This window comes from Pseudomonas sp. VS40, assembly GCF_018587885.1.
Classification (GTDB): Bacteria; Pseudomonadota; Gammaproteobacteria; order Pseudomonadales; family Pseudomonadaceae; genus Aquipseudomonas; species Aquipseudomonas pergaminensis.
In genome coordinates this window covers 62,570-75,546 of record NZ_JAGYWD010000005.1, presented here as the reverse complement: position 1 = coordinate 75,546, position 12,977 = coordinate 62,570, and the positions used below count along the sequence as shown (strand labels likewise).

16 protein-coding genes are annotated in these 12,977 nt (G+C 63.2%); 2 read left to right on the top strand and 14 right to left on the bottom strand.

The genetic code is table 11. The annotated features are described in order from the left end of the window. Genes KHP07_RS16225 through KHP07_RS16195 form a run of 7 tightly spaced genes read right to left on the bottom strand, consistent with a single transcriptional unit; the run spans nucleotide 1 to nucleotide 3,845 of the window. Complete coding sequence (locus KHP07_RS16225; protein ID WP_214497504.1) at nucleotides 1-450, bottom strand: alpha/beta fold hydrolase; 450 nt, start codon at nucleotides 448-450, stop codon at nucleotides 1-3. Beyond that, nucleotides 443-1,192: an HvfC/BufC N-terminal domain-containing protein gene (locus tag KHP07_RS16220; RefSeq protein ID WP_100491057.1), complete on the bottom strand. Its 750-nt coding sequence runs from the start codon at nucleotides 1,190-1,192 to the stop codon at nucleotides 443-445. The genes KHP07_RS16225 and KHP07_RS16220 overlap by 8 nt, the downstream gene beginning before the upstream one ends. Then, nucleotides 1,189-2,013 carry an MNIO family bufferin maturase gene (gene bufB, locus KHP07_RS16215; protein WP_078047863.1) on the bottom strand — a complete coding sequence of 275 codons (825 nt, stop codon included), beginning with the start codon at nucleotides 2,011-2,013 and terminating at the stop codon, nucleotides 1,189-1,191. Before bufB ends, KHP07_RS16220 begins: the two co-directional genes overlap by 4 nt. A 55-nt stretch (nucleotides 2,014-2,068) precedes the next feature. Further along, nucleotides 2,069-2,341, bottom strand: coding sequence for a BufA2 family periplasmic bufferin-type metallophore (gene bufA2, locus KHP07_RS16210; protein ID WP_016979675.1), 273 nt, complete (start codon nucleotides 2,339-2,341; stop codon nucleotides 2,069-2,071). Between the two features lie 26 nt (nucleotides 2,342-2,367). Continuing rightward, the gene (locus tag KHP07_RS16205; protein ID WP_099493884.1) at nucleotides 2,368-3,129 is read right to left on the bottom strand and encodes an alpha/beta fold hydrolase; all 762 of its coding nucleotides are present in this window, start codon (nucleotides 3,127-3,129) and stop codon (nucleotides 2,368-2,370) included. Between the two features lie 18 nt (nucleotides 3,130-3,147). Further along, nucleotides 3,148-3,576, bottom strand: coding sequence for a DoxX family protein (locus tag KHP07_RS16200; protein WP_078047861.1), 429 nt, complete (start codon nucleotides 3,574-3,576; stop codon nucleotides 3,148-3,150). After that, on the bottom strand, nucleotides 3,573-3,845 hold the full coding sequence (locus KHP07_RS16195) for a BufA1 family periplasmic bufferin-type metallophore (protein ID WP_078047860.1): 273 nt from the start codon (nucleotides 3,843-3,845) through the stop codon (nucleotides 3,573-3,575). The genes KHP07_RS16200 and KHP07_RS16195 overlap by 4 nt, the downstream gene beginning before the upstream one ends. Nucleotides 3,846-4,453: 608 nt before the next feature. Between KHP07_RS16195 and KHP07_RS16190 the strand changes: the two genes are divergently transcribed. Then, nucleotides 4,454-7,237 (top strand): ATP-binding protein, encoded by a 2,784-nt coding sequence (locus tag KHP07_RS16190; protein ID WP_502937533.1) that lies wholly within the window; start codon nucleotides 4,454-4,456, stop codon nucleotides 7,235-7,237. 216 nt (nucleotides 7,238-7,453) lie between these two features. On the opposite strand, the gene KHP07_RS16185 is transcribed toward KHP07_RS16190, so the two are convergent. Continuing rightward, nucleotides 7,454-7,912 (bottom strand): REP-associated tyrosine transposase, encoded by a 459-nt coding sequence (locus KHP07_RS16185; protein WP_214497502.1) that lies wholly within the window; start codon nucleotides 7,910-7,912, stop codon nucleotides 7,454-7,456. A 135-nt stretch (nucleotides 7,913-8,047) separates the two neighbouring features. Here KHP07_RS16185 and KHP07_RS16180 point away from each other — a divergent pair, with 135 nt between their 5' ends. Continuing rightward, the gene (locus tag KHP07_RS16180; protein WP_214497501.1) at nucleotides 8,048-8,470 is read left to right on the top strand and encodes a hypothetical protein; all 423 of its coding nucleotides are present in this window, start codon (nucleotides 8,048-8,050) and stop codon (nucleotides 8,468-8,470) included. A 31-nt stretch (nucleotides 8,471-8,501) separates the two neighbouring features. On the opposite strand, the gene KHP07_RS16175 is transcribed toward KHP07_RS16180, so the two are convergent. From KHP07_RS16175 to KHP07_RS16150, 6 genes are read right to left on the bottom strand one after another with little or no spacing between them, the layout of a single operon-like run. Then, a complete protein-coding gene (locus KHP07_RS16175) occupies nucleotides 8,502-9,548 on the bottom strand; it encodes an EscU/YscU/HrcU family type III secretion system export apparatus switch protein (RefSeq protein ID WP_078047856.1) in 1,047 nt (348 codons plus the stop codon). A 3-nt stretch (nucleotides 9,549-9,551) separates the two neighbouring features. Continuing rightward, nucleotides 9,552-10,364 carry a type III secretion system export apparatus subunit SctT gene (gene sctT / locus KHP07_RS16170; protein WP_078047855.1) on the bottom strand — a complete coding sequence of 271 codons (813 nt, stop codon included), beginning with the start codon at nucleotides 10,362-10,364 and terminating at the stop codon, nucleotides 9,552-9,554. Nucleotides 10,365-10,370: 6 nt separating this feature from the next. Next, entirely contained in the window at nucleotides 10,371-10,640 is a 270-nt protein-coding gene (locus tag KHP07_RS16165; RefSeq protein ID WP_016969171.1) for an EscS/YscS/HrcS family type III secretion system export apparatus protein, read from the bottom strand. A 10-nt stretch (nucleotides 10,641-10,650) separates the two neighbouring features. After that, on the bottom strand, nucleotides 10,651-11,304 hold the full coding sequence (sctR, locus tag KHP07_RS16160; protein ID WP_078047854.1) for a type III secretion system export apparatus subunit SctR: 654 nt from the start codon (nucleotides 11,302-11,304) through the stop codon (nucleotides 10,651-10,653). Then, nucleotides 11,301-12,302 carry a type III secretion system cytoplasmic ring protein SctQ gene (gene sctQ / locus KHP07_RS16155; RefSeq protein WP_214497500.1) on the bottom strand — a complete coding sequence of 334 codons (1,002 nt, stop codon included), beginning with the start codon at nucleotides 12,300-12,302 and terminating at the stop codon, nucleotides 11,301-11,303. The genes sctR and sctQ overlap by 4 nt, the downstream gene beginning before the upstream one ends. Continuing rightward, entirely contained in the window at nucleotides 12,299-12,745 is a 447-nt protein-coding gene (locus KHP07_RS16150) for a hypothetical protein (protein ID WP_100491066.1), read from the bottom strand. Before KHP07_RS16150 ends, sctQ begins: the two co-directional genes overlap by 4 nt. Nucleotides 12,746-12,977 lie beyond the last annotated feature (232 nt).

Below are 12,977 nucleotides of genomic sequence, written 5' to 3'. Positions count from 1 at the left end.
TCAACGCCAGTGCCCGGTGCTGGCCATTAACCCCACGGCTTGCGCAAAACCCGCCTGGGGTGCGGTGTTCAGCGTGACCAGCCCGACACAACGGCTCGGCTTCAACGTCGCGGCCCGCGCAGCGATCCGTGCGCCCTGCTCCGCGCCGGCGAATACCGCTTCGGGGATGTGCAGCGCATTCATCAGGTCGAGCACATCCTGGCCAAGTACAGCGTCGTCTGCCGTGCGCAGGTACGGGACGATCACCCGAAACCCCTGGGCCGCCAGCGGCGCCGTCACCTCGGAGAACGCACTGACATCCGACCCCAGCAACATGATCACCCGGCCCTCCTCTGGCCCAAACTGTTCATAACGGATCTCCTGGTCATCGGTGCTCACCTGTTGCACTGCCAACGCCGGCGCGGCCATGACCACCGCCGCCAGCAGCAAAAAACCACGACGATCAAACATGACTCACCCCCACAATCAATTCACTGCCCAGCCAACCGGCCAGGTATTCACCGGCCTGCATCACGCCGGCCTCTTCGCCAAGACGTTGCACCAACCACTCACACAGCCCGGCGAAACGGCCGTCGGCCTGCACGTGCTGCAACGCTTGAAGTTCTTGCACATCCACCTGACGCAGTCGCGAGGTGAATTGACGCCGCCATACCAGCAAGCCGCCCGCCTGCTCCAGCATTACCGCCTCGGGCGCGGGCGCGTCCTGCCACAATGCCGACCAGATGGCTTCGGCATTGGTGCTCAGGCCATGGCAGCGCAGCGACGGGGTCAGGTGCAGCACCGCCGTGTCCCAGTCCAGCTCGGCCAACGTCTCCAGCGCCAGAGGCTGCGCATCGGCGGCGACAAAGGCGTCGTTAAGGGCGGCCTCGATCCAGGCCAGCTCATGCACATCCGGATTGCGCGGGAACACGGCTTTCAAGGTGGCGTAGAACCCCTCGGGGTACGCGTCCAGGGTCCAGGCATGGGGTGGATGGTTGTCAATATGGGTGATGCTCGCGGCCAGGAAGGCGTCCTCGCCCAGCCAGCGGCGCAGATTGGGAAACGCTTGTTCCAGGCAGCCCACCAACTGCGCGCGGTAGTTGTTCTGGTACACCGCCAGGCCGGCATGATGATTGCCCAGCGACTGCGCGGATTCATCCGACGCGCTCACCAACCAGTCGCGAAAGGTCTGCTGCAGTTGCGCCAGGTTCATCGCTGCGCCCCCAACGTGCGGGCCATGGCCAACTCCTGGAGCAACTCGGCGAGCGGCGGGATTTCATCGTCGCGCTCGATCATGGTCGCCACCGGGCCCAGCCGGGTCATGGCCTGGGCATACAGTTCCCAGACGCCGGTGCACACCGGGCTGTCATGGCTGTCGATCAAGATGTCGCGGCCTTGGCTGTGACCGGCCAGGTGCACCTGGCGCACGCGTTCGGCGGGAATACCCTTGAGAAACGCCAGGGCGTCGAAGCCGTGGTTGCTGGCGCTGACGAACACGTTGTTGACGTCCAGCAGCAATTCGCAGCCGGTGCGCTGGGCCATGGCCGCGATAAATTCCCACTCGGTCATGGAAGCGCCTTCAAACGCCAGGTAGCTGGAGGGGTTTTCAAACAGCATCGTGCGGCCGAGCACCTCCTGGGCCTGATGGATATTGGCGCAGACCCGGTCCAGTGCTTCGTCGGTGTAGGGCACTGGCAACAAGTCATGGGAATTGAAGTCACCGCTGCGCGACCAACTCAGGTGGTCGGACACAAACAGCGGTTCAATCTCGTCTACCAGCGCCTTGAGGCGCTTCAAGTAATCCCCGTCCAGCCCTTCGGCGGTGCCGATGGACATGGACACGCCGTGCAGCGCCACCGGATACCGTTCGCGCACCTGACGTAAAATGTGCCGGGGCTGGCCGCCCGCGACCATAAAGTTTTCGGAGATCACTTCGACAAAATCCACGGGCACCGAGGTCTCCAGGAAGTCGCAGTAGTGCTCCTTGCGCAGCCCCAGGCCGTAGCCTGAGAAGTGTGGGTTGGATGTCGACATGGCGGATCTCCGCTAAGAATAAGTGGCGAGCCCGCATGGGGGCTCGCCGGGTGGATTACTTCGGTTCAGTCAGGGTGCCACCGGCCTTCAGGCACTCGGACGGGGTCTTGACGATCACGCCTTCGCCCTTGCAGCTGTTGAGGCCCTTGCAGTCGTTCTTGGCGGTGGCGCACAGGCTGGTGCCTTTGCAGGTGTTGACGCCGTAGCAGCGGCCGGGTTTTTCCTGCTGGTCGGCGGCGCTGGCAGCGGTGGCAAACGAGGCGGATGCCATGGCGATCAGGGCAGCAGCGGCAGCGAGGCTCAAGCGGGATTTGAGTGCAGTGTTCATGGGTGTTTCTCCGGGGTTGGGGTGAATTACTTGATAACGGAAGCAGCGTCTTCGATGACCTTCGCCACAGCCTCAGGCTGGGAGATGTACACCGAGTGGCTGGCCTTGATTTCGGTGACCTTGGAACCGGCGCGCTTGTACATCCAGCGCTGCAGGTCCGGGCTCAGGGCGCGGTCTTCGGTGGAGACCACCGCGTAGGTCGGTTTTTTGTGCCAGGCCGCGGCCCACACGGTGCCGCCGAACAAAGCGGTGGTCGCGGGCACTTGGGAGGCGGCCATGAAGTCGGTGCGGTTGGTGGTCAGGTCGGCGGCAAAGTCGGCGTTGAATTTAGTGCGGTCGAAGAACAGGTGACCGTCGCGGCTGGCCTTGATGTCATCGCTGGGGGCTGGCATGGAGCCGATGAGTTGGGCCATGTTCTCGCCCACTTCCGGCTGCAGAGCCGAGACGTAGACCAGCGACTTGACCTTGTCGCGGTCGCCGGCAATCGAGATCACCCCGCCACCGGAACTGTGGCCCACCAGCACCACTGGGCCGACTTGCTGCTCCAGCACTTCGCGCGCCTCGGCCACATCGGCGGCCAGGCTCTCGTGGCCCTGGTGCACCACCGTGACCTTGTAGCCCTTGTGAATCAGGATGTCGTGCACCACGCGCCAGCCGGAACCGTCGACAAACGAACCGGGCACGATCACCACGCTTTTACCGGTGCCGGGCTGCGGGGCATCCGCCGCCTGGGCCAGCATCGGAACCGCCAGGGCCATGGCAATGGCCAGGGAAGAAAGCATACGCATTGGAAATCTCCATCAAAGTTATGAACGTTTGCCTGAGATCAGGCGGTCCAGCGACCAGGCCCCACCGCCATACGCCAGCAGCGGCAACAACAGGCCCGCCCAGGTCAGGTGCACCGGCCAGGCATCGGGGTACACAAACACCTCGATCACCAGGGTCATGCCCAGCAGCGCAGCGGCCGCCGGACGGGTCAGCAGGCCCAGCACCAGCAACAGCGGGAACAGGTGCTCGGCGTAGGTCGCCAGGTGTGCCGCCCAGTCCGGCGGGATCAGCGGCAAGGCGTACTCCGAACGGAACAGCGTGTAGGTCGACGGCTTGAGTTCAAGCAACCCGGTGACCTTGGTGCGCCCCGACAGAAAGAACACCGCCGCGACCGCTACCCGGGCCACCAGCAACAGCAGGGCTTCGGGGAGCAGGCGCTGGATCAGCGCCGGGGCCGCTCGGCTCATGGCTGCTCCGTCAGGCTGCCAAAGCCTTTGGGCGTCTTGATTTGGGTGCAGGTGCCTTTGTCCACCAACACCCAGGCATTGCCCTGGTAGTCGGTGGTGGCGGTGCCGGCGCACGAAGTGCCTTTGCCCGCGGCGCAATCGTTGGCACCGGCGAGGGACACGCCGAAGCATTTTTCCTGGGGCTTGGGCTCATCGGCGTGGGCCACGGCCGCAAAGGCGCTGATAGACAGGGCGAGGGTTGCCGCGAGGGCTGCGTAAGGACGCTTCATGGGGTGAGTCTCCTGGCTTGACTGAGTGTGGCCAGGGCGCCTTGGGGTCGGTGACCGCCTGCGCCAGCTGGTGGACAGAGTTAAAGCCAGGCGTGTATCCGCTCTGTGTCGCGAACGCGATAGAACGTCATGCCGGTGTATCAGGAGGGTGCGGGGATACAGTTCGATACACAGTCAATAAAACAGTGCCAAAACCCTGGCGCTTTATTCGGCATCCCGAACGACACAATTAGAAATATTCGCCTTTCCGAACGAAGGCCATTGCGTGTCGCCGACGACCGCAAAAATCACCATAAATTTCATGCGGTTGTTGTCATGTTTGTTACATGCCAACTGGCATACATTCTGCTTTATCCCTATTTCAAGTAATAAAATGTTTCAGCCCTGAGACAGTCTCATCCTCTGAAACATGCTGCGCGACCCACCCATAAAAACGACAACGCCCCAAAGGAGGGCGACCTTCCGACCTTTTGATCGACATCAACTTTCCAAAACTGCTGCTGCACATCTGTACCCCAAAAAGGGCGAATGGCCTGATCGCCAATAACAAGCCCGACTATAAAAAGGATGATTTGATGAGCTCGAGCAAGCACCACGCAGTGTCCTTCATGGATGCAGACCACCCCGCGCCGGCCACCCCCGACAGCACCATTGGCTTTGGTCCCTTTTTATTACTGGCCAGGCAGCATGTGTTGCTGCGCAATGGCGAGCCAGTGACCCTGGGCAGCCGCGCGCTCTACCTGTTGATTGCCCTGGTGACCCGTGCCGGCGAACTGCTGGAAAAGTCCGAACTGATCTCCTTCGCCTGGCCCAAGGTGGTGGTGGAGGAATGCAACCTGCGCGCGCAGATCGTCGCGCTGCGCCGTGCCTTGGGCGACGATGGCAACTTCAGCTATATCGTCACCGTGCCGGGCCGCGGCTATCGTTTTGTCGCACCGGTCACGGTGCAGGCGGCGGGTGAAGAGCAGTTGCCGGTGCCGTCCGTGCGGGCTGATGAGCCCTGCCTGGCGGCGCCCACGGTGGAGGTGATCGGCCGTGACGCGTTGACCGCCAGCCTGGCCGACCAGGTCATGAGCCAGCGCTTCGTGACCCTCACCGGCCCCGGTGGCATCGGCAAGACCACCGTGGCCCTGGCCGTGGCACAACGCCTGGCCGCTGAACTCAACCTGGGCAGTTGTTTTGTCGACCTCGCCCCGGCCACCAGTGGGCAATGGGTAGCCGGCATGCTCGCCAGCGCCCTGGGCATTCAGACTGTCAGCGCAGACCCACTGCACTGCGTGGCCGCCAACCTGGCCAACCGCCGCGTGCTGCTCGTGCTTGACAACTGCGAGCACGTACTGCCCGCCACCGCCGACGCCGTGGAAACCCTGCTGCGCAGCGCGCCCCACTGCTGTGTGCTGACCACCAGCCGCGAGCCGCTGCGCGCCGAGGGCGAACGGGTGCACGACCTGGCGCCGCTGGAGGTCCCCGACGCCCACGCCCACCTCAGCGCCAGCCAAGCCCTGGCCTGGTCCGGCGTGCGCCTGTTTGTGGAACGCGTACGCGCACTCGACCCCGGCTTTGTGTTCAACGATGAAGACGTTGCAGCCGTCAGCGCAATTTGCCGCAAACTCGACAGCAACGCGCTGGCCATCGAGATCGCCGCCGCACGGGTGCGCACCTTTGGTATCCAGGACCTGGTGGGCCTGCTCGACGGCAGCTTCCGCCTGCAGATGACCGGCCGGCGCACCGCCCTCGCCCGCCATCGCTCCCTCAGCGCGACCCTGGATTGGACCTACGCCATGCTCAGTGGCGACGAGCAGACGCTGCTGCGCCAACTGGCGGTGTTCACCGGTTCTTTCACCCTGGACGCGGTCAAGGCGATGACCGCCAGCAGCCGCCTCGACCCGCGCAACGCCCTGCCCCTGCTCGAAAGCCTGATGGACAAGTCGCTGCTGATCGCCAGCGAAGCCTGCGTGCCCAAGCGCTATCGCCTGCTGGAAACCACCCGCGCCTACGCCCTGGAAAAACTCAACGAACAGGGTGAAACCACCGCCACCTGCCAACGTCACGCACGCTATGCGCTGGGGGTGTTGCAAGAAGCCGGGAAGACCCTGGACGGATTGTCCCCGGCCACGTGGCTGGCGCTCTACGGGCCGGAGATCAACACCATTCGTGCCGCGCTCGACTGGGCTTATTCGGCCACCGGCGACCTCTCCCTGGGCATCGACCTGACCTTGGGCGGCGTGCCGTTGTGGCTGCGGTTGTCGCTGGTCAGCGAGTGCCGTACCTGGGTCGACAAGGGCCTGGCCAGTGGTGCCCTTATCCCGCTGCCCTTGCGCCAACGCATGTTGCTGCAGACCGCGCTGGCCAGTGTCTTGATGCTCACCTACGGCACCGGCACAGCAATGCGCGAAGCCTGGCGCCAGGTGTGTGAAGACGCCCGCGACCTGGGCGATGCGGACCACAAATTGCGCGCACTCTGGGGCCTGTGGACCGACCGCTGTGGCTGCAACCAATACACCGAAGCCCTGGAGTTGGCCGAGCGCTACATCGCCCTGAACAGCAGCGGCAGCCACCAACTGCTCGGCAAGCGCATGCGCGCCGTGGCGCTGTTCCACATGGGCGACCTGCTGGGCGCACGGTTGAATATCGACGAAGCGCTCGGCTCACCGTCGGCGCCGCGCTCGCACATCATCGATGTGCACTTCGACCAACGCATTGCCGCCCGCTGCCTCAAGGCCAAGGTGCAGTTGCTCGAAGGGGATGTCGACCCGGCGCTGCGCCTGATCGGCAGCTGCGTGGATGAAGCCATCTCCCTCGATCACCCCGCGACCCTCTGGTACACCCTGTGCCTGGGCGCAATCCCGTTGGCGCTGCTGGCGTCCAACCTGCCGAAAGCGCGCTACTACCTGGGCCTGTTGCAAGACAGCACCACCGGCCAGGACCTGCATATCTGGCGGCAATTTCGCCTGTGTTTCGAGAGCATCCTGCTGATCCGCGAGGGTTCGCCGGAAGCCGGCGTGCCGCAACTGGGCGAAGCGCTGCATCACCTGCAAGGCCAGGGCGACAGCCAGCTCTACAGCCTGCTGCGCTGCGAATACGCCCTGGGCCTGGCGCGCCTGGGCCTGGAAAAACTCGCCCTGGAAGTGCTGGAAGACACCCTGCAACTGGCCCTCGGCCGCCATGAACGCTGGTTCGCGCCACAGATGCTGCGAATCAAGGCGCAACTGACCCTGCGCCAGGCTCACTACGGCTCGGTGGACAAGGCCAAAGTACTGCTGCGCCAAGCGTGGGTGGACGCGCAATTGTCGGGCGCGCACTTCTGGCGGGCCCAGATCGCAACCGACCTGGCCCGCCTCCAGGAACCCAAACTGCGCATCGCCTCCCTGCCCCGCTTCCAGCACCGGTAGGGACGTCCATTGGGAATGCCTGGCTGTGGTGAGCGGGCTTGCCCCGCGCTGGGCTGCGAAGCGGCCCCAACACAGGCACCGCGTTCTTTCAGCCAGAACCCGATTGGCTGTTTTAGGGCCGCTTCGCAGCCCAGCGCGGGGCAAGCCCGCTCACCACAATTACAAGCCAAAGCCACCGGCCGCTCACCACAATTACAAGCCACAATTTGAATTCAATCAAAGCCAAACCGCATCCCACAGCGAATAATCTCCTACCCGCTCAACCAACCCGGCTCGCAATGGATTGGCGATGATGTACCTGGCCATTTTCCGAACATCGTCCTCCACGCGCACCGCCCTATCGTGATAACCGGGCTGCCAGACACGTTCTTTGCTTTGACGACGACGGTTGATGGTCAGCGTGCTACGTGACTTGATACGCCGCATTACATCGGCCAAGGTCTTTTGCTTCAGTTCGAATAGCCAGTGGATATGGTCAGGCATGATGACCCAAGCCAGGGAGTCGATCAGGCCCAATTCATGGGCGTGCCGCAATTCGGCAACCAGCAAGCGCCCCAGGAACACGTCAGTGAATAGACGTTGGCGGGTGTGAACGACGATGGTGATGAGGTAACTGCGCCCGTGCTCCGAATATCGTCCGTGGCGCAGGCGGTGGGATTGAGGGGCTAGGCGCAAATCCGTTGTCGATGGCTATGGCGGTGAATACCATCACGTAGGAGCTGATTGAGCCCAGCCGTGGGAAATGGAACTGAGGAAGGAGCTCTGGACACTCATGATCGACTCCCATCCGATCACTGAAGGACCCTGCTTATGTTTCCATTTCTTGCTGCAATCATCCCCGCCTTGGTGGGTGCTGCCAAAGCAGTCGCTGTCGGTGCCGTCACCGGTGTGGCAACTGCCGGCGCTGCCTACGGCACAAGTAAAGCGATTGAGGCCATCGCTGGCGACAAGGCGGCTACGCCCACATCTGATGGGCAACCAGACCCCGCGCCCATCAAAAACCCGGCGACATCCCTTGAGCCGTCCTGGAAAGCCTTGAAAAACGATGTGCCCGAACATCTGCGCCCCCTGGAAAAACCTGCCGTAAAAGAGGCAACACCTGTCGATTTACCTCTGCCGTCAGTCGATGAACACCCCCAAAAGGCGTCAGCTGTCATAGGCGCAGCCAACCCGGTTGCGCCTGCCTTACTTGCTCTCACCGCGGTCCCGACGTCTGGCGCGATGCGCGTTTAGCCTGCTTGATGGCTATGACAACACCCTTGCCTCAGATAAGGCGGGCCGCCACCAGCCAGTCCGCCACGGCCTGGAATGAGGCATCCGGCACCGGGTCGCCGGGCACGGTCTTGCGCGCAATGTCAGCAGCCAGGGCCTTGTCCGGCGCGTGGGGAATGCCCAGGTCGTACGCCTCCTGCAACATCAACAACGCCTCCTCCGGCGATGCCCGGCACACGATCACCGGCACCGGGGTTTCCCCGCGCACGTAACGCACGCCAATAACCCAGCCGTCGGTGGTGCCGATCATCATCGAGGCGCGGTTCAGACCCAGCTTGGTGGCCAGCGCCTGCATTTCATTGCGCTGGCGCCGGCGTTCGCTCTTGATCAGCGGGTCGCCGTCGATGTCCTTGCGTTCGCGCTTGGTTTCGCTGCGGGTCATCTTCATGTCACGACCGAACAGCCAGCGCTGCATCATCACGTCCACCGCGCCCACCACAATGAAGGCGCAGAGCACGGTGAACACCAGCGGCTTGAGCACCAGGAAAAACGTCGACTCCATGCACTCCGCCCCACAGCGCGACGATTCCATCAGCGCCTGCAACGCGTGCTTGCCGACCACGTAGAACGCAATCGCCAACACATGCACCTTGATCAGGCCCTTGATGAACTCCACCAGGTTGCGCAGGGCAAAGATCTTCTTCAGGCCCTCTGCCGGGTTGATGCGCTTGAACTCAGGTTTGATCGGGTCCACCGAGAACACAAACCCGCGCATGGTGATGATATTGGTCAGGATCACCACGCCGGTGGTCACCGCCATCACCGGCAGGGTGATGCCGATCACCAGTTGCTCGGCGTGGTCGAGCACCCGGGGCCACACGGTGGCGAACGGTTCGATGTAGATCTGCGCGGTCAGGTCGATCAGTGCGGTGACCTGGGCCTTGGCGCGCGGCGCGAGGATCGAGATGCACAGGGTGCAGAACAGGATAACCATGCCCGACACCAGGTCCTGGCTCTTGGCGACCTGGCCTTTCTTGCGCGCGTCCTGGAGCTTCTTGTCCGTCGCCGGCTGGGATTTCTCTTCACTGGTATCGGCCATGGGCTACTCCATGCCGGCCAGGGTCTTGAGCAGTTCGACGGTGCCGCGAAACTCCGCCAGTTGGTCGAGCATCATCGGGATCAGGAAGCCGATGTAGATCACCATCAGGATCGTGAAAAACAGGTTCTTCACCGGCAGCGACAGGTCGAAGATGTGCAGGTTCGGCGCCATGCGCGACAGGTAGGCGAGCATCAGGTCGGTAACCAGCAGCGCAATCAGCAACGGCGAGACCATCAGCACGCCAACACGCATGATCTGGTCGAGGATCGACAACACCGCCAGCAACGCCGAGCTGGCGAAGACCGGCGTAAACGAGGTGACCGGCCAGAGCTGGTAGCTGTGGTAATAACCGTCGACCATCAGGATGAATCCGCCGGACATGAAGAACAGCGTGATCAGCATCACCGTGAGCAGCGTCGCCATAACGCTCGATTCCCCGGACGACAACGGGTCCACCAGTTGCGCCATGGTCGAGCCGCGTTGCAGGTCGATCAACTCCCCCGCCACCTCGGCCGCCCAGAACGGAATGCCAAACAGCAGGCCGATAAGAATGCCGATCAGGAATTCCTTGATCAGCAACCCGGCGATAAACACGCTGCCGTGCTCCGGCATTGACGTCAGCGCTTCGAACACCGGGAAAAACATCGGGATGGAAATCGCCACCGCCACGCAGCCGCGGATCATCCCGGTGAGGCCCAAGCGGTTGAACGCCGGGGTGATCACCACCACGCCCATGGCACGGCAGGCAGCGAGCGAGGCGGCGCTGATCACCGGGTAGGCGACTTCCAGGAACTGCGCGGTCAGGCTGGCATCCATGGGCGGTCAGCGCGTCCACATCGGAAAATTGTCCAGCACCTGGCCGCCCAGCTCCGCCACTTGCCCGGCGAGTACCGGGCCCAGGAAGACGATGGTCAGCAGCACCGCCACCAGCTTCACCACCTGGGGCAGGGTCTGGTCCTGGATCTGCGTCAGCGCCTGGAACAAGCCCACGCTCAAGCCCACGATAATCGCCACCCCCAACGCCGGCGCGGAGAGCATCAGCACGGTCATCAGTGCTTGTTTCATCAATGACAGGAATACGTCCTGGCCCATGGGTCGTGCCTCAGCCGTAACTCAGAATCAAACCGTGCATCAGGCGCGACCAGCCGCTCAGGGACACGAATAAAAAGATCTTCAGCGGAATGGAGATCAGGTTCGGCGAGACCATCGACATGCCCATCGCCATCAGCACGTTGGACACCAGCAGGTCCACCACCAGGAACGGGATATAGAGCAAAAAGCCGATCTCGAACGCACGGGTCAGCTCCGAGCTGACAAACGCCGGAATCAGCACCACCAGGTCATCGTCACGCAGGTCGGCCCGCGCTTGCGGCGACCAGATGGTCTCGGTGGCCTGCACGAAAAAACCACGCTCGGACTCGTTGGCGAACCGCGCCAAATGCGCCTGCAACGGCGGGCGCAGGGCGTCCCCCAGGTCCTTGAGTTGCTCCACATGCTCGATGTTGAGGTCGCGGCCCTCCACCTGCCGGTACATGTCGCCAATCAACGGCGTGGTCACGTACACCGACAGAATCAGCGCAATGCCGTACAGCACCAGGTTCGGCGGGGTCTGTTGCACGCCGAGAGCGTTGCGGATCAGGAACAGCACCACCGAGATCTTCATGAACCCGGTGAGCGTCACCACCGCCAACGGGATCAACCCGATCGTCGCAACGACCAGGATGATCTCGATCAGGTTCGGCTGATAACCGGTCATGGGGTGGCGAAACTCAGCAGGCGCACGCCCAAGCCGTCACCGATTTTCACCAGTTGGCCCTGGCCGACGCGGCGGCCGTTGACCATCAGATCGACGCTGTCCACGCCCGGCGTGTTGAGCTGCAACAGGCTGCCCGCGCCCAGTTCACGCAACTGCGCCAGGGTCAGTTCCAGGCTGCCCACCTGGCACACCAGTTTCAACGGCAAGTCATCCAGCGCCGTGGCGGCATCAACATCGGTCATGGTGTTCTCCGGTTCCAGAAAGGGGGCTTTCAAGGCTTCCTGCAGGCGCAGGACTTCACCCTGGTATTGGCAGCGGGCCTGCAAGCGGCCGTCGAGGTCCAGCAGCAGGCCGGGGCCTTGCTCCAGCATCAGCACATCGCCGGGGCGCAGGCTGCGCAGCTCGCCGAGGCTCAACCATTGCCGCCCCGCCACCACCGCCAAGGTCTGGCGCAGGGCCGGCAACGGGTCGGGCGCGATCGGTGCGTACTGCGCCAGCAACTGCGCCACCATCACGGCGGCGCCTTCGCTCAGGTCCAGTTGGGCGCTCATCGCCGGCTGGCTGCCGAAGCTCAGCTCCAGCGCGACTTGCATGGCAAACACCGTCTGGCCGTCAGCGGCGTCGAGCAACTGCACCGGATGGCCGAGCAACGGTTCCAAGGCCTCGATCAGGTCGAGCACCGCCAACTCCAGCAACAACGAACGCGGCAACGCCGGCAGTTGCTGCACATCGAACGGCAACGCCAGCGGCAGCAACAATTGCTCCAGCGCAGCGGCGGGCAAACGCAGCCGCGCCGGAGCGCGACCGAGCGCCAGCAACACTTCATGCGGTGCCACAAGTACCTGGGGCTCGGCGGCCCAGGACACACGCAAGTCCTGCCCGGCACAACGGCCCTGCCAGGGACGACGGCGGCGGTGCACCTGGTTATGCAGGGCCAGCAACGCCGGGTCGTAGTGGGTCAACCACGGCGACAGCGGGTCGGCAAGGGCTGTGATCATGTGCCGGTGCCTTCATCACGCAACTCACCCACCCGACGCTCATCGCTCTCACGGCCTTCCAGCAGGCTTTGCCAGGCATCCGACTGACGCTGGCGGCTCAAGCGTTCCTGACGGAACAAGTCACGCTCACGCTCCTGGCTTTCCAGGGTAATGGACACATGGGTCACATCGTTTTCCAATTGCTGCTGGTCATCCGACAAACCGCGCAAACGGTCCTGAGCAGCCTGCCAACTCGCCACCGACAACCCCTCGGTGAGCGACGCATACACCTGGCGCGCCTCCTCGGCAATGGCTTCCCGGTGCAAACGCAACTGCTCCTTGGCGTCGGTCAACACACCGTGCGTCTGCTCACAGCGCTGCTGCTGCGCAGCCAGTTGGCTCGCGGCCCTTTGCTCACGCAAGACCCGCAAGGATTGCAGGGTGCGCAGTTGTTCGGTTTTCATTCGGTTGTCTCCATTTTCATGCCAAACCACATCAAGTAACCCATGAAGCTCCAATGTGGGAGCTGGCTTGCCTGCGATGACGGTCTACCCATCACAGACGTCGCTGGCTGCCCCACCGCCATCGCCGGCAAGCCAGCTCCTACACGTACCCACGATGCGAAGCGAGCCGCTCTTGATCTTGCTCTTGCCTTTGATCTTGCTGTTGATCTGAGGCGCCCCGTAAAACCACGCT

What these genes read in the sequence shown, in the direction of transcription:
- KHP07_RS16225 (WP_214497504.1), bottom strand. Translation starts at nt 450, where the DNA reads ATGTTTGATCGTCGTGGTTTTTTGCTGCTGGCGGCGGTGGTCATGGCC.
- KHP07_RS16220 (WP_100491057.1), bottom strand. Translation starts at nt 1,192, where the DNA reads ATGAACCTGGCGCAACTGCAGCAGACCTTTCGCGACTGGTTGGTGAGC.
- bufB (WP_078047863.1), bottom strand. Translation starts at nt 2,013, where the DNA reads ATGTCGACATCCAACCCACACTTCTCAGGCTACGGCCTGGGGCTGCGC.
- bufA2 (WP_016979675.1), bottom strand. Translation starts at nt 2,341, where the DNA reads ATGAACACTGCACTCAAATCCCGCTTGAGCCTCGCTGCCGCTGCTGCC.
- KHP07_RS16205 (WP_099493884.1), bottom strand. Translation starts at nt 3,129, where the DNA reads ATGCGTATGCTTTCTTCCCTGGCCATTGCCATGGCCCTGGCGGTTCCG.
- KHP07_RS16200 (WP_078047861.1), bottom strand. Translation starts at nt 3,576, where the DNA reads ATGAGCCGAGCGGCCCCGGCGCTGATCCAGCGCCTGCTCCCCGAAGCC.
- KHP07_RS16195 (WP_078047860.1), bottom strand. Translation starts at nt 3,845, where the DNA reads ATGAAGCGTCCTTACGCAGCCCTCGCGGCAACCCTCGCCCTGTCTATC.
- KHP07_RS16190 (WP_502937533.1), top strand. Translation starts at nt 4,454, where the DNA reads ATGGATGCAGACCACCCCGCGCCGGCCACCCCCGACAGCACCATTGGC.
- KHP07_RS16180 (WP_214497501.1), top strand. Translation starts at nt 8,048, where the DNA reads ATGTTTCCATTTCTTGCTGCAATCATCCCCGCCTTGGTGGGTGCTGCC.
- KHP07_RS16175 (WP_078047856.1), bottom strand. Translation starts at nt 9,548, where the DNA reads ATGGCCGATACCAGTGAAGAGAAATCCCAGCCGGCGACGGACAAGAAG.
- sctT (WP_078047855.1), bottom strand. Translation starts at nt 10,364, where the DNA reads ATGGATGCCAGCCTGACCGCGCAGTTCCTGGAAGTCGCCTACCCGGTG.
- KHP07_RS16165 (WP_016969171.1), bottom strand. Translation starts at nt 10,640, where the DNA reads ATGGGCCAGGACGTATTCCTGTCATTGATGAAACAAGCACTGATGACC.
- sctR (WP_078047854.1), bottom strand. Translation starts at nt 11,304, where the DNA reads ATGACCGGTTATCAGCCGAACCTGATCGAGATCATCCTGGTCGTTGCG.
- sctQ (WP_214497500.1), bottom strand. Translation starts at nt 12,302, where the DNA reads ATGATCACAGCCCTTGCCGACCCGCTGTCGCCGTGGTTGACCCACTAC.
- KHP07_RS16150 (WP_100491066.1), bottom strand. Translation starts at nt 12,745, where the DNA reads ATGAAAACCGAACAACTGCGCACCCTGCAATCCTTGCGGGTCTTGCGT.